General features: G+C 60.1%; 15 protein-coding genes and 2 rRNA genes (1 of these 17 running past the window's edge). 12 read left to right on the top strand and 5 right to left on the bottom strand.

Translation table 11 applies throughout. From position 1 onward, the window contains the following. Together ACA048_RS18775 and rrf are read left to right on the top strand one after the other, a co-directional pair. A 23S ribosomal RNA gene (locus ACA048_RS18775) occupies positions 1-1,647 on the top strand (it extends 1,245 nt beyond the left edge of the window). A gap of 156 nt (positions 1,648-1,803) precedes the next feature. Next, a 5S ribosomal RNA gene (rrf, locus tag ACA048_RS18770) occupies positions 1,804-1,919 on the top strand. Between the two features lie 288 nt (positions 1,920-2,207). Here the strand turns inward: rrf and ACA048_RS18765 are convergent. Then, positions 2,208-3,524 carry an L-fuconate dehydratase gene (locus tag ACA048_RS18765; protein WP_497625756.1) on the bottom strand — a complete coding sequence of 439 codons (1,317 nt, stop codon included), beginning with the start codon at positions 3,522-3,524 and terminating at the stop codon, positions 2,208-2,210. Positions 3,525-3,625: 101 nt separating this feature from the next. On the opposite strand from ACA048_RS18765, the gene ACA048_RS18760 reads away from it, so the two are divergent. The 9 genes from ACA048_RS18760 to ACA048_RS18720 all read left to right on the top strand — a co-directional run bounded on the left by ACA048_RS18760 (position 3,626) and on the right by ACA048_RS18720 (position 16,158). Further along, positions 3,626-4,573: a LysR family transcriptional regulator gene (locus ACA048_RS18760; protein WP_497625755.1), complete on the top strand. Its 948-nt coding sequence runs from the start codon at positions 3,626-3,628 to the stop codon at positions 4,571-4,573. Positions 4,574-4,644: 71 nt separating this feature from the next. Continuing rightward, positions 4,645-5,607 carry a LysR family transcriptional regulator gene (locus tag ACA048_RS18755; RefSeq protein ID WP_497625754.1) on the top strand — a complete coding sequence of 321 codons (963 nt, stop codon included), beginning with the start codon at positions 4,645-4,647 and terminating at the stop codon, positions 5,605-5,607. Positions 5,608-5,771: 164 nt separating this feature from the next. Then, positions 5,772-7,319 (top strand): UxaA family hydrolase, encoded by a 1,548-nt coding sequence (locus ACA048_RS18750; RefSeq protein WP_497625753.1) that lies wholly within the window; start codon positions 5,772-5,774, stop codon positions 7,317-7,319. A 36-nt stretch (positions 7,320-7,355) separates the two neighbouring features. Further along, a complete protein-coding gene (locus ACA048_RS18745) occupies positions 7,356-8,936 on the top strand; it encodes an aldehyde dehydrogenase (NADP(+)) (RefSeq protein ID WP_497625752.1) in 1,581 nt (526 codons plus the stop codon). Between the two features lie 15 nt (positions 8,937-8,951). Beyond that, positions 8,952-10,007, top strand: a complete 1,056-nt coding sequence (locus tag ACA048_RS18740; protein WP_497625751.1) for an Ldh family oxidoreductase — start codon at positions 8,952-8,954, stop codon at positions 10,005-10,007. Between the two features lie 129 nt (positions 10,008-10,136). Continuing rightward, the gene (locus ACA048_RS18735; protein WP_497625750.1) at positions 10,137-11,354 is read left to right on the top strand and encodes a fumarylacetoacetate hydrolase family protein; all 1,218 of its coding nucleotides are present in this window, start codon (positions 10,137-10,139) and stop codon (positions 11,352-11,354) included. Positions 11,355-11,444: 90 nt separating this feature from the next. Further along, entirely contained in the window at positions 11,445-12,761 is a 1,317-nt protein-coding gene (locus ACA048_RS18730; protein ID WP_497625749.1) for an MFS transporter, read from the top strand. A 265-nt stretch (positions 12,762-13,026) separates the two neighbouring features. Beyond that, entirely contained in the window at positions 13,027-15,066 is a 2,040-nt protein-coding gene (locus tag ACA048_RS18725) for an oxidoreductase (protein ID WP_497625748.1), read from the top strand. 165 nt (positions 15,067-15,231) lie between these two features. Further along, on the top strand, positions 15,232-16,158 hold the full coding sequence (locus tag ACA048_RS18720) for a 1-aminocyclopropane-1-carboxylate deaminase/D-cysteine desulfhydrase (protein WP_497625747.1): 927 nt from the start codon (positions 15,232-15,234) through the stop codon (positions 16,156-16,158). A 57-nt stretch (positions 16,159-16,215) separates the two neighbouring features. Here ACA048_RS18720 and ACA048_RS18715 read toward each other — a convergent pair whose 3' ends face one another. The 3 genes from ACA048_RS18715 to ACA048_RS18705 all read right to left on the bottom strand — a co-directional run bounded on the left by ACA048_RS18715 (position 16,216) and on the right by ACA048_RS18705 (position 19,039). After that, positions 16,216-16,764 carry a cytochrome b gene (locus ACA048_RS18715; protein ID WP_497625746.1) on the bottom strand — a complete coding sequence of 183 codons (549 nt, stop codon included), beginning with the start codon at positions 16,762-16,764 and terminating at the stop codon, positions 16,216-16,218. A 187-nt stretch (positions 16,765-16,951) separates the two neighbouring features. Further along, positions 16,952-17,779, bottom strand: a complete 828-nt coding sequence (gene phnX / locus ACA048_RS18710) for a phosphonoacetaldehyde hydrolase (protein ID WP_497625745.1) — start codon at positions 17,777-17,779, stop codon at positions 16,952-16,954. 150 nt (positions 17,780-17,929) lie between these two features. Continuing rightward, positions 17,930-19,039 (bottom strand): 2-aminoethylphosphonate--pyruvate transaminase, encoded by a 1,110-nt coding sequence (locus tag ACA048_RS18705; protein ID WP_497625744.1) that lies wholly within the window; start codon positions 19,037-19,039, stop codon positions 17,930-17,932. A 109-nt stretch (positions 19,040-19,148) separates the two neighbouring features. Between ACA048_RS18705 and ACA048_RS18700 the strand changes: the two genes are divergently transcribed. Next, positions 19,149-20,012 carry a LysR substrate-binding domain-containing protein gene (locus ACA048_RS18700; protein WP_497625743.1) on the top strand — a complete coding sequence of 288 codons (864 nt, stop codon included), beginning with the start codon at positions 19,149-19,151 and terminating at the stop codon, positions 20,010-20,012. A gap of 128 nt (positions 20,013-20,140) precedes the next feature. Here ACA048_RS18700 and ACA048_RS18695 read toward each other — a convergent pair whose 3' ends face one another. Continuing rightward, on the bottom strand, positions 20,141-21,541 hold the full coding sequence (locus tag ACA048_RS18695; protein ID WP_497625742.1) for a type VI secretion system Vgr family protein: 1,401 nt from the start codon (positions 21,539-21,541) through the stop codon (positions 20,141-20,143). Between the last annotated feature and the right edge of the window lies 1 nt (position 21,542).

Genomic DNA, 21,542 nt, shown 5'->3' with positions numbered 1-21,542 from the left:
TGACATGAGTAACGACAATGGGTGTGAAAAACACCCACGCCGAAAGACCAAGGTTTCCTGCGCAACGTTAATCGACGCAGGGTTAGTCGGTCCCTAAGGCGAGGCTGAAAAGCGTAGTCGATGGAAAACAGGTTAATATTCCTGTACTTCTGGTTATTGCGATGGAGGGACGGAGAAGGCTAGGCCAGCTTGGCGTTGGTTGTCCAAGTTTAAGGTGGTAGGCTGGAATCTTAGGTAAATCCGGGATTCTAAGGCCGAGAGCTGATGACGAGTGTACTTTTAGTACACGAAGTGGTTGATGCCATGCTTCCAAGAAAAGCTTCTAAGCTTCAGGTAACCAGGAACCGTACCCCAAACCGACACAGGTGGTTGGGTAGAGAATACCAAGGCGCTTGAGAGAACTCGGGTGAAGGAACTAGGCAAAATGGCACCGTAACTTCGGGAGAAGGTGCGCCGGTGAGGGTGAAGCATTTACTGCGTAAGCCCATGCCGGTCGAAGATACCAGGCCGCTGCGACTGTTTATTAAAAACACAGCACTCTGCAAACACGAAAGTGGACGTATAGGGTGTGACGCCTGCCCGGTGCCGGAAGGTTAATTGATGGGGTTAGCTAACGCGAAGCTCTTGATCGAAGCCCCGGTAAACGGCGGCCGTAACTATAACGGTCCTAAGGTAGCGAAATTCCTTGTCGGGTAAGTTCCGACCTGCACGAATGGCGTAACGATGGCGGCGCTGTCTCCACCCGAGACTCAGTGAAATTGAAATCGCTGTGAAGATGCAGTGTATCCGCGGCTAGACGGAAAGACCCCGTGAACCTTTACTATAGCTTTGCACTGGACTTTGAATTTGCTTGTGTAGGATAGGTGGGAGGCTTTGAAGCGTGGACGCCAGTTCGCGTGGAGCCAACCTTGAAATACCACCCTGGCAACTTTGAGGTTCTAACTCAGGTCCGTTATCCGGATCGAGGACAGTGTATGGTGGGTAGTTTGACTGGGGCGGTCTCCTCCTAAAGAGTAACGGAGGAGTACGAAGGTGCGCTCAGACCGGTCGGAAATCGGTCGTAGAGTATAAAGGCAAAAGCGCGCTTGACTGCGAGACAGACACGTCGAGCAGGTACGAAAGTAGGTCTTAGTGATCCGGTGGTTCTGTATGGAAGGGCCATCGCTCAACGGATAAAAGGTACTCCGGGGATAACAGGCTGATACCGCCCAAGAGTTCATATCGACGGCGGTGTTTGGCACCTCGATGTCGGCTCATCACATCCTGGGGCTGAAGCCGGTCCCAAGGGTATGGCTGTTCGCCATTTAAAGTGGTACGCGAGCTGGGTTTAGAACGTCGTGAGACAGTTCGGTCCCTATCTGCCGTGGACGTTTGAGATTTGAGAGGGGCTGCTCCTAGTACGAGAGGACCGGAGTGGACGAACCTCTGGTGTTCCGGTTGTCACGCCAGTGGCATTGCCGGGTAGCTATGTTCGGAATAGATAACCGCTGAAAGCATCTAAGCGGGAAACTAGCCTCAAGATGAGATCTCACTGGGACCTTGAGTCCCCTGAAGGGCCGTCGAAGACTACGACGTTGATAGGTTGGGTGTGTAAGCGCTGTGAGGCGTTGAGCTAACCAATACTAATTGCCCGTGAGGCTTGACCATATAACACCCAAGCAATCTGTGAACTCGAAAGAGACCAGATTGCGGTGTGTGAAGACGATACACAGTCGAAAATTCGAAACGAAACACACAAATCTATTACATACCCATTCGCTGGAGCGTGATCTCGCAAGAGAAAACGACCTGGCTACCGAATTTCTTGACGACCATAGAGCATTGGAACCACCTGATCCCATCCCGAACTCAGCAGTGAAACGATGCATCGCCGATGGTAGTGTGGGGTTTCCCCATGTGAGAGTAGGTCATCGTCAAGATTAAATTCCGAAACCCCTATCTGCGTATGCAGGTAGGGGTTTTGTTTTGCCCGAAAAAAAGCATCCGGAGACTGGTACGGATCCGCTGGGTTTGCGCCAGCTGTTGATTGCTTCTTGCCCATCTTCCCATCGAAAATCACTGGTTCTTGCCAGCGTGGCGAGATTATGGCCGACTGATTCGCCCCTGAATCTGTCGGCACCCGATGTCCGCTTTTGGCTGTGGATTCAACCGGTCGATGCAACAGGCTGACTAAATCTTTTAGCAGCATATGGCTGCCACGGCACGGCTCAGGCGCGGGCAATATCGAGCCAGACCGGGCCGTCGGGATATTGGTATCGTTCCAGGGATTGAGCGGTCATTTCGATGCTATAGCCCGGGCGCCGCGCAGGCATGTAGCGGCCGCGGCGGATCACGACCGGGTCAAGGAAGTGCTCGTGCAGGTGGTCAACGTATTCCAGAACACGGTTGTGCAGCGAGGCCGAGACGGCGATGTAGTCGAACAGGGCGATATGCTGCACGTACTCGCACAAACCGACGCCACCGCCATGAGGGCAGACCGGCACGTCGAACTTGGCGGCCATCAACAGCACGATCAACACCTCATTGAGACCACCCAGGCGGGCCGCGTCCAACTGGCAAAAGTCCAGAGCGCCGGCCTGGAACATCTGCTTGAACATTACCCTGTTGTGGCAATGCTCACCTGTTGCGACGCCAATCGGTGCGATGCGCCGGCGGATGCTGGCATGGCCGAGGATGTCATCGGGGCTGGTGGGCTCTTCGATCCACAGGGGGGCGAACGCGGCCAGGCGGCGCATGTTGGCTACCGACTCATCGACGCCCCAGACCTGGTTGGCGTCCATCATGAGGGAACGATCCCAGCCAATTTCTTCGCGTAGAATTGTGGCGCGACGGATGTCTTCTTCCAGATCGGCGCCGATTTTCTGCTTGATGTGGGTCCAGCCATCCTCGACCGCTTCTCGGGCCAGTTGGCGCATTTTTTCTTCGCTGTAGCCCAGCCAGCCCGGCGCGGTGGTGTAGCCGGGGTAGCCTTCGCGCAGCATTTGCACTTCGCGCTGAGCCTTGCCTGGCACCTGGTGGCGTAGCAGGGCGATGGCTTCTTCAGGGGTGAGCACGTCAGTGACGTAGCTGAAGTCCAGGCAGCGCACCAGTTGCTCGGGCGTCATGTCGGCCAACAGCTTCCATACCGGCTTTCCTTCGTGTTTGGCCCACAGATCCCAGACGGCGTTGACGATGGCCGCGGTGGCCAGGTGGATCACGCCTTTTTCCGGGCCCAGCCAGCGCAGTTGGCTGTCGCCCACGGTGATTTGGTGCCAGAAGGCGCCCATGTCGGCAACGATCTCTTCCAGGGTCAGGCCAACCACCATCGGAGCCAGGGATTGCACCGCCGCCACACAGATTTCGTTGCCACGGCCAATGGTGAACGTCAGGCCGTGTCCTTCAATGCCGGCAGGGGCGTCGGTGTGTAGTACGACGTAGGACGCGGAATAATCCGGCGCGCTATTCATTGCATCGGAGCCGTCCAGCGACAGGGAAGTGGGGAACCGGATGTCGCGTACGCTCAGATGGGTGATGCTGATACTCATGGCGGGCTCTCGTGCTCGATGACCAGTGGGAGACTCGACTGTAGGTCGCCGAGCGATACATGCATAATCACGGTTTCCTAAGTAGGGATACCGGATTTGATATGCCTCCCCATCCAGAACTCAACACGCTCACGCCACGCAATCTCGGCGCCCTGAAGATTTCCAGCCGGCAGATCACCTTACTCAATGCCTTGGGTGAGTTCGGCAATCTGCGCCGGGCGGCCACGGCGATGCATACCACACAACCGGCCGCCAGCCTGCTGTTGCAGCAATTGGAAGAGCGCCTCGGTGTGCGCCTGTTCGAGCGCTTGCCACGCGGTATGCAGCCGACCCTTTATGGCGAAGTGATGATCCGCTACGCCCAGGGTGCTCTGCATGAGTTCGAGCATGCCCAGGCGCAGATCGCGGAACTGGCGCGCGGGGCCACGGGACTGGTGCGTGTCGGCAGTGTGATGGGACCGGTGCCCAAGTTACTGACTAAAGCGGTGCTGGCGTATAAACGCGACCACCCCAAGGTGCGGATTTCCATTGAAGTCGGTACCAGCGATACCTTGCTGCCTGCCTTGCTGCGCGGCGATTTCGACGTGGTGCTGGGGCGCTTGCCGGACCAGAGCGACAGTCAGGAACTGGACATCGAGCTGTTCGACAACGGCGAGCAGATGCGTGTGATCGCCCGGGCTGGCCACCTGTTGGCGAGTTCTTCGCAATTGCAGTTGTCCGACTTGATCACATTGACCTGGATCCTGCACCCCATTGGCAGCCCCATGCGCCGCCGGGTGGAAAGTGCCTTGCAGGCCGGCGGTATGGTGCAGGCGCTGGACATTATCGAAACCGCTTCGATCCTGGCAACCACGGCAATGCTCGAAGCGTCGGACATGATCGCGGTGGTGCCCAACGATGTGGCCGAGCATTATGCGGGCTATGGCATGGTCGCTATCCTGCCGGTCGAACTGCCAATCTCCATGGTCAATATTGGCCTGCTGACCTTGCGTTCTCGGCCGAGGTCGGTGGCATTGAACACGTTGCTGCAGTATTTACGGGGGCAATAGATTTGACTTCGTCTGTTCGGGCGGATGGCCTGACAGACAATGCATACCACCTTTAAAAGGAAATGACCCCGATGTCATCGGACATTACCCATTCCAGCTTTTGCAACTGGGTGCGCTTCAAGCACTTGGTGCTGATCGACACCCTGGCGCGCACGCGCAATATGCGCGCCACCGCCATACGGATGAACTTGAGCCAGCCAGCCTTGAGCAAGATGCTGCGAGACCTGGAGGAGCAGTTCGGTTTTGCCCTGTTCCAGCGCCTGCCACGCAGCATGCCGCCCACGGAGCTTGGCGAGTATGTGGTGCGCTATGCACAGGCTGCGTTGGCCGATTCACACAAGTTCGTCGACCAGGTCAACCGGCTGCGCAAAGGCGGCCATGGCTTTCTCAAGGTGGGTGGGATTTTCGCGGCAACCTCGGTGGTGCTGCCCCAAGCCATCGCCGCGATCAAGGCGCGCAGCCCTTTGCTGTCGATCGAAGTGGTGGAGCAGTCCAGTGATCACCTGCTCGCCATGCTTGAGCAAAACAAACTCGACCTGATCATCGGCCGCTTTACCGAATCGCGTTACAGCCAGATCTTCGACTTCGAGCCTTTGGAACCTGAGCCCTTTAGCCTGGTCGTCAACAGCAGCCATCCGCTTAACGAACTGGGCTGCACACCACTTGAAGCGTTGGGCCAGTGGCCGTGGGTGCTGTACCCGGTCGGAACGCCGATTCGCGATCGCCTGGAGCTGGCATTCAAGGCAGCGGGTATCGCCTCTCCGGCTGACAGCGTCGAAACCATCTCCATGCAGATGTTCCTGCGACTGCTGCACTCGGGGCCAATGATCGCCATGCTGCCCAGATCCATGGTGGCAGCGCAGTTGGACAGCGGCCAGTTCAAAGAGCTACAGGCCCCGTTGTGCCTGGCGCCGCTGGAGTACGGCATCATCACCCGCAAAGAGGAGCCGCTCACCGGTTCGGCGCGGGAATTCGTCGACATCTTGCTCGATTTCGCGCGCGCACGTCAGGAGGAGGGCTTGGTGAGCGATTGATTACAACCGTTGGATAACGCTAATTGATAACGCCAGGTTATCGATTGATCGGATCATCTCATTGGGAATGTTGTGGCTGGCTCCTTACAGTTATCGCAGATTCGCCCTTCACAGAAAGGGCGGCGCCATAACAAGAAGTCGGCCGTACTGCCCTGAGAGGTCCCATGCAACTGATTGCCAGAACACGGACCGGTGACTCCGCTGTGATCCGCCTCAACCCCCTGGATAACGTACTGATTGCACGGCAGGCCCTGCCTGAAGGCCTGAGCCTGGAAGCCGAAGCGATCATCGTAAGCCAGCCGATTCCCTCCGGACACAAAGTCGCCACCCAGCGCGTGGAGCAGGGGCAGCCCTTGCGTCGCTATGGGCAAATCATCGGTTTTGCTTCGCAGCCCATCGAAGCCGGCGACCACGTGCATGTGCACAACGTGGAGATGGGCGACTTTGCCCGTGACTACGCTTTCGGCGTCGATGCCCACGCCACGCCAGGCACCGAAGCAGTGTTCCAGGGCATCGTGCGGGCCGATGGCCGCGTCGCGACCCGCAACTACGTAGGCATTCTCACCTCGGTGAATTGCTCGGCAACCGTGGCCCGGGCCGTGGCCGATTACTTTCGCCGGGATATTCACCCCGAGGCGCTGGTCGCCTTCCCGAATATCGACGGCGTCGTGGCGCTGACCCACGGCGCCGGTTGCGCAGTGGACCCCAGCGGCGAGGCTCTGGGTCTGTTGCGCCGCACGCTCGGTGGCTACGCCGTTCACCCTAACTTTGCTGCGGTGCTGATCATCGGCCTGGGCTGTGAAACCAACCAGATCGAGAGCCTGCTGGAGACTCAGGGGCTAAAGGCCAGCGACCAGTTGCGCGCCTTCACCATACAAGGCGTTGGCGGCACGTCGAAAACCATCGCCAGTGGCATCGAGCAGGTCAAGGCATTGCTGCCCAAGGCGAACCAGGTGCAGCGCGAGCCGGTCAGCGCTCGTCACTTGATCGTCGGTCTGCAATGCGGTGGCTCGGACGGTTACTCGGGCATCACCGCCAACCCTGCTTTGGGCAATGCCGTGGACCGTCTGGTGGCGGCGGGCGGCACTGCGATTCTCTCGGAAACTCCGGAGATTTATGGCGCCGAGCATTTGCTGACGCGCCGCGCGGTGAGCCGCGAGGTGGGGGAAAAACTCATCGCGCGCATTCACTGGTGGGAAGACTACTGCCGGCGCATGAACGCCGAACTGAACAACAACCCCTCGGCCGGTAACAAGGCCGGTGGCCTGACCACCATCCTGGAAAAGTCCCTAGGCGCGGTGGCCAAAGCCGGCTCGACCAACCTGGTGGATGTGTACCAGTACGCCGAAGCGGTTCGGGCCAAGGGCCTGGTGTTCATGGACACCCCAGGTTACGACCCGGTCTCGGCCACCGGCCAGGTCGCCGGCGGCGCCAACCTGATCGCCTTCACCACAGGCCGGGGCTCGGCCTACGGCTGCGCGCCGGCACCTTCGATCAAGCTGGCCACCAACAACCGGGTGTTCGAGCATCAGGAAGAAGACATGGACGTGAACTGCGGCGGTATCGCCGATGGTTCCACCAGCATTGAAGAGCGTGGCGCCTACATCTTTGAACACATGTTGCGCATCGCTTCCGGCGAGCGCAGCAAGAGCGAACAACACGGTTATGGGCAGAACGAGTTCGTACCCTGGCAGATCGGTGCCGTGACCTGACTGACAGCCCTGCAACATTTACTAGGCGAAAAACCCATGCAATTTTCCGGATACAACTTTATTGCCGGCCAGCGCAGCGCCCTGGGCGACACCCTGGTCTATAGCGTTGACGCCCACACCGGTGAACGCCTGCCAGACGCTTTCCATCAGGCAACCCCGGCGGAGGTTGATACGGCGGTGGCAGCAGCGCGCGCGGCGTTCCCCTTGTATCGAAATCTGCCGGCGGTTCGCCGGGCCGAATTCCTTGAAGCTATTGCTGACGAGCTCGACGCGCTGGGCGACGATTTCATCGCCATGACCTGCCAGGAAACGGCGCTGCCGAGCGCTCGAATCCAGGGTGAACGCGGTCGTACCAGTGGCCAGATGCGCCTGTTTGCCCAAGTGCTGCGCCGTGGCGACTTCTATGGTGCACGCATCGACCAGGCGCTGCCGACACGCAGCCCTTTGCCACGGTCTGACTTGCGCCAGTACCGCATCGGGGTCGGTCCGGTGGCGGTATTCGGCGCGAGCAACTTCCCCCTGGCGTTCTCCACGGCCGGCGGTGATACCGCTGCAGCCCTGGCCGCCGGTTGTCCGGTGGTATTCAAGGCACACAGCGGCCACATGGCGACGGCCGAGCGGGTGGCCGAAGCGCTGATCCGCGCCGCCGAACGCACCGGAATGCCGGCTGGCGTGTTCAACATGATCTTCGGTGCGGGCGTCGGCGAGGCGCTGGTCAAGCACCCGGGCATTCAGGCGGTGGGCTTTACCGGCTCGCTCAAAGGTGGCCGTGCCCTGTGCGACATGGCGGCAGCAAGGCCGCAGCCGATTCCAGTGTTTGCCGAGATGTCGAGTATCAACCCGGTGCTGGTCCTGCCACAGGCCCTGGCCAACCGTGGCGGACAAATAGCCAAGGAACTGAGCACCTCGGTGGTGCAGGGCTGTGGCCAGTTTTGTACCAACCCTGGCCTGGTACTGGGTCTCCGCTCGCCGGCCTTCAGCACCTTCCTTGAGCACCTGACCGGGCACATGGCCGAGCAAGCGCCGCAGACCATGCTCAATGCAGGCACCTTGAGCAGCTACGGCAAAGGCTTGCAGGCGTTGCTTGCCCACCCGCGCATCAAACACTTGAGCGGCCTGGCGCAAAAGGGCAACCAGGCACAGCCGCAGTTGTTCGAAGCCGACATCAGCCTATTGCTGGAACAGGATCCCCTGCTTCAGGAAGAGGTCTTCGGCCCGTGCACGGTGGTGATCCAGGTGGCGGATGAAGCAGAACTGTTGCGCGCAGTCGATGCCTTGCATGGCCAGCTCACGGCCACGCTGCTGGCCGACCAGGATGATCTGGCCACCTTTGCTCAACTGTTTGGCGCGTTGGAGGTGAAGGTCGGTCGAGTGCTGGTCAACGGCTACCCGACCGGTGTCGAGGTGTGTGATGCCATGGTCCACGGCGGCCCATACCCGGCCACTTCCGATGCCCGCGGCACGTCGGTCGGCACGCTGGCGATCGATCGTTTCCTGCGCCCGGTGTGCTACCAGAACGTGCCCGATGCGTTGCTGCCCGATGCCTTGAAGAACGCCAACCCACTGGGCATACAGCGCTTGGTCGATGGCAAACACAGCATAGCGGCGTTGAATTGATCACGGAGCAGGAACATGACTGAAGCTAAACGCTACGACGCTCAAATGCTCACCGATTTCGTCGAGCAACTGTTCGAAAAAGCCGGGGCTGACGCCGAGGTCGCCCAAGTGGTGACCCGGGTACTGCTCGAAGGTGAGCTGCTGGGTCATCGCACCCACGGCCTCAACCTGGTGAGCCGCTATATCGGCGGCATGCTGACCGGGCAGGTCAAGGCCAGTGCCGGGTTGCTGGAGCAAGTCTCGGACAGCGGCATTTCGGCCCTGTTCGACGGCCACTATGTGCTCGGCCCTTATTGTGTCAGCCGTGCTCTAGACTGCGCGGCCAAGGGCGCCACGGAGCAGGGCATAGGTATCGCCGTGGTGCGCCGTGCCTCGCACATCGGTTGCCTGGCCGCTTACCTGAAACCCTTCACTGACCGTGGTCTGGTGGCCATGGTGTATTCCTCGGACCCTTCGGTAGGGCTGGTGTGCGCCCATGGCGGGATCGACCCGATCTATACACCCAACCCGATTGCCGCCGGGATCCCGACACGGGGCGAGCCAATCCTGCTGGATGTGAGCATGTCCACCGTGACCCTGGGCCTGATCGGCCAGTGCCGCGATGCCGGCAGCACACTGCCGCACCCAGTGCTGATGAGCAACGAGGGCCGCTTGAGTGACGCCCCGGCGGACTTCTTCACCACTCCGCCGGGCGGCATCCTCCCCTTGGGCGGCCAGGCTTTTGGGCACAAGGGTTTTGCCTTGGCGATTCTGGTCGAGGCCCTGACCTCGGGGTTGGCCGGCCATGGGCGCAAAGACGCACCGGACCAATGGGGCGCCTCGGCCACGGCTGTGGTGATTGACCCGCGTTTCTTCGGCGGGCTGGAGGCCTTCACCGATGAAAGTTCTTTCCTGAGCAAGCTGATTCTGGACAGCCGTCCGGTAGACCCCGAGCGCCCGGTGCGCTTGCCTGGCCAGGCCGGCCTGAAGCTGCGCAAACAAGCCCTGCGCGAAGGGGTGAACCTGGCGCAGAAAGTGGTTGATGAACTCAACCAAACAGCCGGGCAGTTGCAGCTGCCAGCACTTTCCTGACGCCCCTTGTAGGAGCGAGCTTGCTCGCGAAGAACCTGAGCACAACGCTTTTATTCAGAAAGCACACCTCCTCGTTAACGATCTTCGCGAGCAAGCTCGCTCCTACGCAATGACAACAAGAGTGCAGACATGACAAACGAATCGAGAGCACAAGCGCCATTGCAGTTGAGCAACAACACCACCGTATTCAATACCGGCAGTTGGGTCGGACGCGTTTGGCTGCCCGGCCAGGGGCCGGCAGTGGTGCTGGTCAAGGCCGGTGCCGTGCACGACATCAGCGCCCACGTGGCGACCATCTCGGCCTTGCTTGAAGTGGCTGACCCAGTGGCGTACCTGCGTGCATTGCCCTTGGCCGAGGCCTTGATCGAGTTGCCCGGGTTGCTCGACAACAGCGACCCGAGCCTGCGCGACGAAAACCTGCCGTGGCTGCTGGCGCCGATTGACCTGCAGGCGGTCAAGGCGGCTGGCGTGACCTTCGCCGCCAGCCTCTTGGAGCGCGTAGTCGAAGAGCAAGCCAAGGGTGATTCGGCGAAGGCTGACGCGATCCGCGACACCCTGGCCAGCCGCATTGGCGCCGACCTTTCGCAAATCGTCCCGGGCTCGACCCAGGCCGAAGCGTTGCGCAAGGTGCTGGTGGAACAGGGCCTGTGGTCACAGTATCTGGAAGTGGGCATCGGCCCGGATGCCGAAATTTTCACCAAGGCCCAGCCGCTGTCGGCGGTTGGCCATGGCGCCGACATCGGCATTCACCCCAAGTCGAGCTGGAACAACCCGGAACCGGAAGTGGTGCTGGCGGTGTCGAGCAACGGTACGATTCAGGGCGCCATGCTTGGCAACGACGTCAACCTGCGCGACTTCGAAGGGCGCAGCGCCTTGCTGCTTGGCAAGGCCAAGGACAACAACGCCTCTACCTCGCTCGGACCCTTGCTGCGCCTGTTCGACGAGACCTTCAGCCTGGATGACGTACGTAACGCGCAAGTGGATCTGCGCGTCGAAGGCCAGGACGGTTTCATCCTTGAGGGCCGCAGTTCCATGAGCCAGATCAGCCGCGACCCGCTCGACCTGGTCCAGCAAACACTTAACGAAAATCACCAATATCCCGATGGCCTGGTGCTGTTCCTCGGTACCCTGTTCGCCCCCAAGCAGGATCGCGACCAGCCGGGCAACGGTTTCACCCACAAGTTGGGCGATGTGGTGACCATCAGCAACGTGCAACTGGGCGCCCTGAGCAACCGCGTGACCACCAGTGACCAGGCGCCGCAGTGGGATTTCGGCCTGCGCTCGCTGATCGACAGCTTGAGTCGTCGTGGCCTGCTCGATGCGGCGGTGACGGCGCGCCAAGCCTGATTTTTCCGTATCCCAAGGATGAGTGTGGCACCGGATGAAGGATCACCCGGGCGTTGAAACCGCTGTAACAACAATAATAAAGGCCATCAGATGAACACACTTAAGAAGTATCAAAGCATCACGGTTGTTTTCCTGCTGTTGATCGGCATCGTCAACTATCTGGACCGTAGCGCACTGTCGATCGCCAATACCTCGATTCAGAAGGAGATGATGATCAGCCCCTCGCAGATGGGCATTCTGTTGTCGGCGTTCTCCATCGCCTACGCCTTTGCGCAGTTGCCAATGGGCCTGATCATCGACCGATTGGGCAGCAAGATCGCCCTGGGCGCCTCGTTGTTGGCCTGGTCGGTGGCACAGTCGGCGTTCGGTATGGTCAACAGCTTTGCCGGCTTCATGGGCCTGCGCGTGCTGCTGGGGATTGGCGAGGCACCGATGTTCCCTTCGGCGGCCAAGGCCCTGTCCGAATGGTTCGATGCCAACGAGCGCGGTACGCCGACCGGGATCGTCTGGTCATCGACGTGCCTGGGTCCATGCCTGGCGCCTCCGTTGCTGACGGTGTTCATGGTCAACTTCGGCTGGCGCGGAATGTTCATCATTACCGGCGCGCTCGGTATCGTTCTGGCCTTGAGCTGGCTGACCTTCTACAAGAGCAAGGCGCAGTACCTGGCCGAGCTCGCAGCTGAAGGCAAACCGTTGCCAACCGAGAAAAAGCCTCAGGTACAAGCGGCCACTTCGCAGGCGCCGAAGGTGTCCTACTTCGCCGGCTGGCTCGACCTGTTCAAGCACCGCAGCACCTGGGGTGCGGTCCTGGGCTTCATGGGCGTGATCTACATGCTGTGGCTTCACCTGACCTGGTTGCCCGGTTACTTCGAGCGCGAGCATGGGATGAACCTTTACAAGACCGCATGGCTGGTGTCGCTGGCCTATGGTTTCGGCGCGTTGGGAACCATCGTCGCCGGACGCTTCTGCGACATGCTGGTGCGCCGTGGCATGAGCATCCTGGCCAGCCGCAAATTTGGCGTGATCACCGGCCTGGTACTGGCTGCACTGTTCACCTTGCCGCTGTCGTATGTCTCGGGCCTTACCGGTTGCATCATCCTGCTGTGCCTGGCGCTGTTCAGCATCAACATGGCCAGCGCTACGGCCTGGATGATCGTCAACACGATCGTCGACAGCCGCCGGGTGGCCTCGTTCGGTTCGATCCAGAACTTCGGCGGCTACATCGCCGGTTCCGTCGCGCCGATCGTGACGGGCTTTAGCATTGAGTACTCGGGTTCGTTCAACACTGCGTTCATGATCAGTGCGGTGGTGGCGCTGTGTTCGGCCCTGGCGTACTACCTGCTGCTCAACGCACCGATCGGCAGTGCCGAGCCGGCACCTGAGCACATCGTGGGTGTGACCGAGTAAGAATCCTCAAGCCATCTATTGTGGTGGTTGAAGCAGTCGAGCAGCGTGTTTGACTGCCCATGGAGCTGACAAGATAACGGGCGATGAAGCATTCATCGCCCGTTTTTTTCAGGCGCTTGCCAAAGGCTGCTGCACATTTCGATCATTAAGTTGTCAGTTTCGGTCATTGAGTGACAACTGCGCGACTCTTAGTCTGTGCCACATGACTGACAGGGGCCAAAGAGCTCCTGCACTTTTTCCGTGATCGCTCGATGTGGAGTTACAAATGGCCGCCGCTCATTACCCGCACCTCTTGGCCCCGTTGGACCTGGGTTTTACCACGCTGCGCAATCGCACCCTGATGGGTTCGATGCACACCGGTCTTGAGGAGAAACCCGGCGGTTTCGAACGCATGGCGGCGTACTTTGCCGAACGTGCCCGTGGCGGCGTTGGCCTGATGGTCACCGGCGGCATCGGCCCCAACGATGAGGGCGGGGTGTATTCCGGGGCGGCCAAGCTGACCACCGAAGAAGAAGCACTCAAACACCAGATCGTGACTCGTGCCGTGCATGAAGCGGGCGGCAAGATCTGCATGCAGATCCTCCACGCCGGGCGTTATGCCTACAGCCCCAAGCAGGTCGCGCCGAGCGCCATCCAGGCGCCGATCAACCCGTTCAAGCCTAAAGAGCTGGACGAGGAAGGCATTGAGAAGCAAATCAGCGATTTCGTGACCTGTTCGACACTGGCTCAACAAGCCGAGTATGACGGCGTCGAGATCATGGGCTCCGAAGGTTATTTCATTAACCAGTTCCTCGCCGCCCATACGAACCACCGCACCGACCGCTGGGGCGGCAGCTACGAAAACCGTATGCGCCTGCCGGTGGAAATCGTCCGTCGCGTGCGTGAAGCGGTGGGGCCGAACTTCATTATTATCTTCCGCCTGTCGATGCTCGACCTCGTGGAAGGTGGCAGCACCTGGGAAGAAATCGTCACCCTGGCCAAGGCCATCGAAAAGGCCGGCGCAACGATCATCAACACTGGTATTGGCTGGCACGAAGCGCGGATCCCGACCATCGCCACCAAAGTACCGCGTGCGGCGTTCAGCAAAGTCACCGCCAAACTGCGTGGCTCGGTGAGCATTCCGCTGATCACCACCAACCGCATCAACACCCCGGAAGTGGCCGAACAGATTCTGGCCGAAGGCGACGCCGACATGGTGTCCATGGCACGGCCGTTCCTCGCCGACCCGGACTTCGTCAACAAGGCCGCTGAAGGGCGTGCCGATGAAATCAACACCTGCATCGGTTGCAACCAGGCGTGCCTGGATCACACCTTCGGCGGCAAATTGACCAGTTGCCTGGTCAACCCGCGCGCTTGCCATGAAACCGAGCTCAACTACCTGCCGGTGCAGCAGATCAAAAAAATCGCCGTGGTCGGTGCCGGTCCTGCGGGGCTTTCCGCTGCGACGGTGGCCGCCGAGCGCGGGCATCAGGTGACGCTGTTTGATTCGGCCAGTGAAATCGGCGGTCAGTTCAACGTCGCCAAGCGCGTACCGGGCAAGGAAGAGTTTTTTGAAACCCTGCGTTATTTCAATCGTAAATTGCAGACCACCAACGTCGAGGTGTGCCTGAACACCCGCGTTGACGTGGCGCAATTGGTCGAGGGCGGTTACGACGAGATCATCCTCGCCACGGGCATCGCGCCAAGAACCCCGGCGATTCCCGGCGTGGAAAACGCCAAGGTGTTGAGCTACCTGGACGTGATCCTGGAGCGCAAACCGGTGGGCAAGCGTGTCGCGGTGATCGGCGCTGGCGGTATCGGTTTCGACGTGTCGGAGTTTTTGGTGCACCAGGGCGTAGCCACCAGTCAGGACCGCGAAGCGTTCTGGAAAGAGTGGGGCATTGACACTCACCTGGAAGCGCGCGGCGGCGTTGCGGGCATCAAGGCTGAGCCGCATGCACCGGCCCGTGAGGTGTTCTTGCTGCAACGCAAAAAATCCAAGGTCGGCGACGGCCTCGGTAAAACCACTGGCTGGATTCATCGTACCGGGCTGAAGAACAAGCAAGTGCAGATGCTTAACAGCGTCGAGTACCTGAAGATTGACGACGAAGGCCTGCACATTCGTATCGGCGAAACCGGCGAGCCGCAAGTGCTGCCGGTGGACAACATCGTGATTTGCGCCGGGCAGGATCCGCTGCGCGAATTGCAGGACGGTTTGGTGGCGGCGGGGCAGAACGTGCATTTGATTGGCGGCGCGGATGTGGCGGCGGAGCTGGATGCCAAGCGTGCGATCAATCAGGGTTCGCGGTTGGCTGCAGAGTTGTAATCAACCCCTGTGGCGAGGGAACTTGCTCCCGCTGGAGGCCGAAGGACTCCCTCTCTGAGAGGTGTTCTGTCAGATTTTGCGCCTGCTGCGCAGCCGAGCGGGAGCAAGCTCCCTCGCCACAGGTTGACTGCTAAGATGCCCGCTCTTTACCCAGAGCCGGCATCGATGCTTCTCCCTCCCAACGACTGGCTACCCCAAGCCCCCCTCGAAACCCTCAAGCTCGACTGGCTCACTACCGCCGGTATCGAAGTTGCTACCCTGCGCCTCGACCAGATCGACCCGCTGATCAGCGGCAACAAGTGGTTCAAGCTCCTCGAACACCTCCTCGCCGCCGACCTCGCCAGTGCCAACGGCATCATCAGCCTGGGCGGTGCGCACTCCAATCATCTGCACGCATTGGCCGCCGCCGGAAAACGCTTCGGTTTCAGCACCGTCGGGCTGTTGCGTGGTCATCCGCAAGACACCCCGACGGTGAAGGACTTGCAGGCATTCGGCATGCAATTGCACTGGTTGGGTTACGGCGGCTACCGGGCGCGGAATGAGCCGGATTTCTGGCAACCCTGGCAGGCGCAATACCCCGATATGCATCCGGTGCCCGAAGGGGGCGGCGGTCTACGAGGTGCGCGCGGCTGCATACCGTTGAAGGCAATGGTCGACGATCAATTGAGTCATCTGGGCTGGAGCGATTACGACGGCTGGTGGCTGTCTTGCGGAACCGGCACCACCCTGGCCGGCCTGGTGCTGGCCGAGGCTGGCGAACGCAAGGTGTACGGTGCGATGGCGGTGCCCGACGATCACGGTGTTGCGCAACACGTCGAATCGATTCTGCGAGAAGCGGGTATAGCGCTGCGCTACTACGAACTGCTGGACGCCAGCCGTGGCGGCTTTGCCAAAGTCGATCAGCCGCTACTCGACTTCATCGATCAAACCGAACAAGTCAGCGGTGTGCCTCTGGAACCGTTGTACACCGGCAAAGCGCTGCTGATGCTCAAGCAGAAAGTCGAGGCTGGACATTTTGAAAAGGGTACACGCTTGATCTTCATCCACACCGGCGGCTTGCAGGGGCTGCGGGGATTTAATCCACAAATCTGAAAGTCACATCGGTCTTGCGGTGAGGGGGCAAGCCCCTCGCCACAAAATCAGCAGCGCTCAATTTCGTTTAGGCATCATCCGCAGCAAGGTGTTATCCCCCACCACATAGTGGTGATAGATCCCGGCCACGGCGTGCAAGCCGATCAGCCAGTAGCCGATGGTGCCACCGAGCACGTGCCAGCCCTGGAGCTGTTTGGCGAAGTCCTTGTTTTCGGCCACCAGCAACGGCAGATCAAAGCCATAAAACATCACCTGATTGCCCTTGGCGCTGGTCACCAGCCAGCCCAGAATCGGCATGGCGATCATGAAAATGTACAGCGCCCAGTGCATCAACTTCGCGAGTGTGGTTTGCCACTGAGGCGAGGCGGGGAAGATCTGCGGTGCAGGCCCCAGGCTGCGGGCGAACAAGCGCAACCAGACCAGCACGAACACGGTCAGGCCCAGCATGAAGTGCGACTCAACGATCAGCGTGCGTCCGCCACTGCCTTTGGGAAAGATCCCGCGAAACTCGATAGAGGCGTAAACCAGCGCCAGCAAGACCAGCATCAACCAATGCAGCGCGATTGATACGGTGCTGTAGCGTGATTCCGAGTTCTTCCATGGCATAGGGTGTTCCTCACAGGTCGGGTCTAAAGCCACCGTTCTTGTCCGACGGCGTTCCTTAACTGTAATCCGATTTGGTGGATTTGCCTGTGGCTGTTTAAGTGTTCAAGGCTCTGGATCAAGTGATTGGCAATAAAAAAGCGCCCGTTCCTTTGGGGGACGGGCGCTTTTTATGCGCAGAGAACCGCGATCAGCTGCTTTGCGGCATCTCACCATTGGCCAGGCGCTTGTTGATGTCGGCAATCACTTGCGGCAAGTCGGTGATGGTGTCGATCATGTAGTGCGGGCGTGAGCTTTCGAACATCGCATGGATGCGCTTGCGTTCGCTGTCCAGTTTATCGCTGCCCAGGGCTCGATAGCCTTCGTAGTCCAGGCCCAGCGCGTTGCCCGAGCAGATCAGCGCCACGGTCCACATGCCAGCGCGACGACCTTCAAGAATGCCCGGCACGGTGTCGTCGATCTTCACGCAGGCGGCGACATCGTCAATGCCCAGCGCAATTACATTCGCTAAAGCCTGAGCCGGCCACGGACGACCGTTGGGGACTTCATCGGTGGCGACGACGTGGTCGGCAACGTAACCATTGGTGGCGGCCAGCTCGACCACTTTGTCCATCACCTGTTTCGGGTAGCCGGAGCAGGAACCGATCTTGATTCCTTGTTGGCGCAGGTTAGCGATGGTGTCTAGAGCGCCGGGAATCAGGGCCGAGTGTTCGGCGATTTTTTCGATTTGCAGCGGCATGAAGCGTTTGTAGATGGCGGTGACATCATCGTCGGTCGGTGCGCGGCCGAACACGGCGCGATAACGCTCGGCGACTTGCGGCTGATCGCACAGGGTGCGGATGTGGTCCCACTTGCCCATGCCCATCGGCCCGCGGGCTTCTTCGATGGAGACCTGAACGTCGAATTCGGCGAAGGCTTCGACAAAAATCTGGGTAGGTGCGAAGGAGCCGAAGTCAACGACGGTGCCGGCCCAGTCGAGGATGGCGGCTTGCAGTTTGGTTGGGTTTGCGTAGTTCATGGTGATCAAATCCTTTGGCAACTGGCTAATAGGGGCGCTGCTTTTGTGGGAGTGAGCCTGCTCGCGATGAGGCCCTGTCTGTCGGCATCAAGGTGGATGTCAGACCGCTATCGCGAGCAGGCTCGCTCCCACAGGGGATGTCGGTGTTACTCAGATTTCGAGGACTTCCATCTCGCGCAGTGCCTCGGCGACCGCCTCCACGGCCGCGCGCATCTCGGCCTGGTTGACGTGGCCGATGCAGCCGACGCGGAAGGTTTCAACCTGGGTCAACTTGCCGGGGTAGAGGATGAAACCCTTGGCCTTGACGCGTTCGTAGAATTCCTTGAACTGGTAACGCGGGTCTTTCGGTGCGTGGAAGGTGACGATGATCGGCGCCTGAATCGCGGTGGGCAGGAAGCTGCGCAGGCCGAGCTGGGCCATGTTATCGAGCAGCACTTTGCAGTTGTCGGCATAGCGCTGATGACGCGCCGGCAAGCCGCCTTCTTCGTTGTATTGCAGCAAGGCTTCGTGCAGCGCCGCGACCACGTGGGTCGGCGGAGTGAAGCGCCATTGGCCGGTCTTGGCCATGTAGGTGTGTTGGTCGAACAGGTCCATCGCCAACGAGTGTGAGTTGCCGGCGGCGTTGGCCAATGACTCTTTGCGAGCGAAGACGAACCCCATCCCTGGTACACCTTCCAGGCATTTGCCCGACGCGGCGATCAGGGCATCGAACGGCACCTGTTGTGCATCCACCGGCAGCGCGCCGAAAGAACTCATGGCGTCGATAATCAGGCGTTTGCCGTGTTGCGCAATGACATGGGCGATTTCCGGCAGCGGGTTGAGGATGCCGGTGCTGGTTTCGCAGTGAATCAGTGCGACATGCGTGATGCTGGGGTCGGCGTGCAGCAGGCGGTCGACGTCGGCAGCGGTGGTCGGTTCGTCCTCAGCGGTCTCGAAAGTGCTGAAGGAGCGGCCCAGGACTTCGCAGATTTTCGCCAGGCGTTTGCCGTAGGCGCCGTTGATCAACACCAGCACTTTGCCGTCGCGGGGCACCAGCGTGCCGATCGCTGCCTCGACCGCGAAGGTGCCGCTGCCTTGCAGGGGCACGCAGTGGTGGCTGTCGCCGCCGTTGATGATGGCCAGTAATTGCTCGCACAGGCTGGCGGTCAGTTGATTGAAGCGGTCATCCCATGAACCCCAGTCGACCATCATCGCCTGACGGGTGCGGGCCGATGTGGTCAGTGGGCCGGGTGTGAGCAGGATGGGTTCGGCAGTACTCATTCTCGTGTCCTCGCATTTGATGGGATGAAGCTACGGGACATAAATTGCAATTTGCCGTGCTATCAATCAAATTGTTTGTTGTTATGCCAACCATCAGTGAGAGTTATTCATGAACCTGTTCCAGCTTCGAGCCTTTGATGCCGTGGCCCGCGAAGGCAGCTTCACCCGAGCTGCGACGCGGTTGTTCATCAGCCAGCCGGCGGTGACCGGGCACATCAAGGCCCTGGAGGAGCATTACCAAATCACCTTGTTGCGCCGTACTGCACGGCGAGTGGAGCTGACCGAAGAAGGCACCAAGCTGGCCGCAATCACCCGGGCCATGTTCGGCTTGGCGCAAGAGGCACAAGTGATGCTCGAAGCAAACCGGCAGCTGCTGACCGGGCGCCTGGAAGTGGCGGCAGACGGCCCACACCTGGTGATGCCGATGTTGGCCAGCCTGCGCGCGCGCTACCCGGGCATCACCGTGAATCTACGGCTGGGCAATGCCCAGGAAACCCTGGCGGCGTTATTGTCCGAACATGCCGACGTGGCGGTACTGACCGAGGTTGAACCGCGCAAAGGCCTGCATTTGCAGGCGCTGAGCGAATCGCGGATTTGCGCGTTGGTGCCCGAAAGCCATCCTTGGGCCAAGGCACCCAAAGGCGTGAAGCTCAAGGATCTGGATCAGGTGATCATGGTGTTGCGTGAGCCGAGTTCTATCACCCGACGCACGTTCGATGAAGCCTGCGCGGCGGCGGTGGTCATTCCACGGGTGTTGTTGGAGCTGGACAGTCGTGAAGCGGTGACCGAGGCCGTGGCGGCGCAATTGGGGGTGGGCGTGGTGTCGTCGGTGGAAGTCAGCCATGACCCACGGGTGGCGGCGGTGCCGATTATTGGCGAGGGACTGGTTAACCGGCACATGATCGGGTGCATGGAGCGGCGGCGGGATTTGCGCTTGATACAGGCGTTTTTTGATTTGGCGCCAATCTCCTAGACCGCAGCGCGGCTATTGCGGGCAAGCCACGCTCCCACAGGTTTTGCGTCGTACACAAAATCTGCGGCCAGCATGAATCCCGGTAGGAGCGGGCTTGCCCGCGAAGCGGCCGGCAAGGCTGACAAGGGCTAGCGATTGATCAGCCAATCGAGCAACAAACGCCCATCACGGCGTGATGGGTATGCGGCTGGAGGCTTTGGCGGGCTGCCTGCGACGGCAAACAACACCGGGCGGTCCGGGTCGCTGTCGAGAAAGCTGATGAGCACCTCGGTGCCGGCGATGGGCAGCCTGGCGGGATCAATCCGACCGTCCGCCGTGGTGAGGGCCACGGGAAGCCATAGGCCGGTGGAATTATCCGTGTTGTCTTCCAGCGTTGGCCACAGTCGCACATGAATTCGATTGTGTTCATCCAACTCTGCCGGTTGCCCGACCGCGCCCAGCACTAACGCCGTCTGATAGCCCGGAATGCTCGGCCGGGGCTGTGTGAGCGCGGGCCTGAATTCCGTTGACCAGGGAATAGCGGTGAATTGATTGCTGTAGCGCCGAGGACGTTGGTCAGCGAGGATTGAGGGCTGTTGCCCCTGGTGTTGGACATCGGTGATCAGCCACTGATCGTTGAAGCCCGACAGAGGATGCTCCGCCACTTGTACGATGCTTCCACTGCGCAAGTCAGCTTGATTGCTTTGGCCTTCAATCTGTCGATGCTGGCAGCGCAGACGCTCCAGTCCCCGACGACTGACCTGCTCGCGGTGTGCCTGCTCGGGGGCGGGGCGTGTGGTCGAAACGGATGTTTTGGCGAAGGGGTGGTTGGCTGCGCCGTCACCGGTGGTTTGAGGGCCGCGATTGTGGGCGATTTGGCGTTCAGGTTGGGCGCGCGCGTCATGACGCTGGAACAGCTCATGGAGGACCGGCAACAAAGTCTCGTGATTGGTATCGGCCTGAATGGGCAGCAACAGCGGCTCCTGGGGGAATTTCTGAGTGTCATCGGCCAGCACCAGGACATGCCCGTCGCGCCGATGTTCGAAGTGATAGTGGATGCCTTCTTCTTCGCAGAGTCGCTGCATCAACATCAGGGCGGTTTCTTCGTATTGAATGCAAAACGGCCGGGGCGGGTAGTGCTCGGTGGCCAGTTCCAGACGATAGCTGGCCTCAGGCAGCGCATGTTCCTGGAACAATAGACGCAGGATCGCCGGCACGCTGAGGCGATGAAACACCCGACGGCAACGGTGACGATCGAGGTTTTGAACGTAAGGCACCAGCACCAGGTGATAGCCGATGCGATGCAGGCCACGATGTTCACGGCTGGCGCTGTGAACAATGCCGTGAACACCGGAATGATCTCCAATGGTCAGGAAGGCCGGTTGTTGCAGCACCGGGTCGAGGTTCATTGCCGGCGCCAGGCCAATCACTTCAATGTCGAATCGATAGGGCTGGTTCAGGCCTTCAGCGCCACTGAACTGCAATACCTGCAGGCTCAATCCGCTGTCGAGGAGGGTCAGGGTGTAGAGACTTTCCTTGTCGTTGTGCATC

The sequence above is a fragment of the Pseudomonas sp. LBUM1659 genome, assembly GCF_059716045.1.
This window is presented reverse-complemented; position numbering and strand designations above follow the sequence as displayed.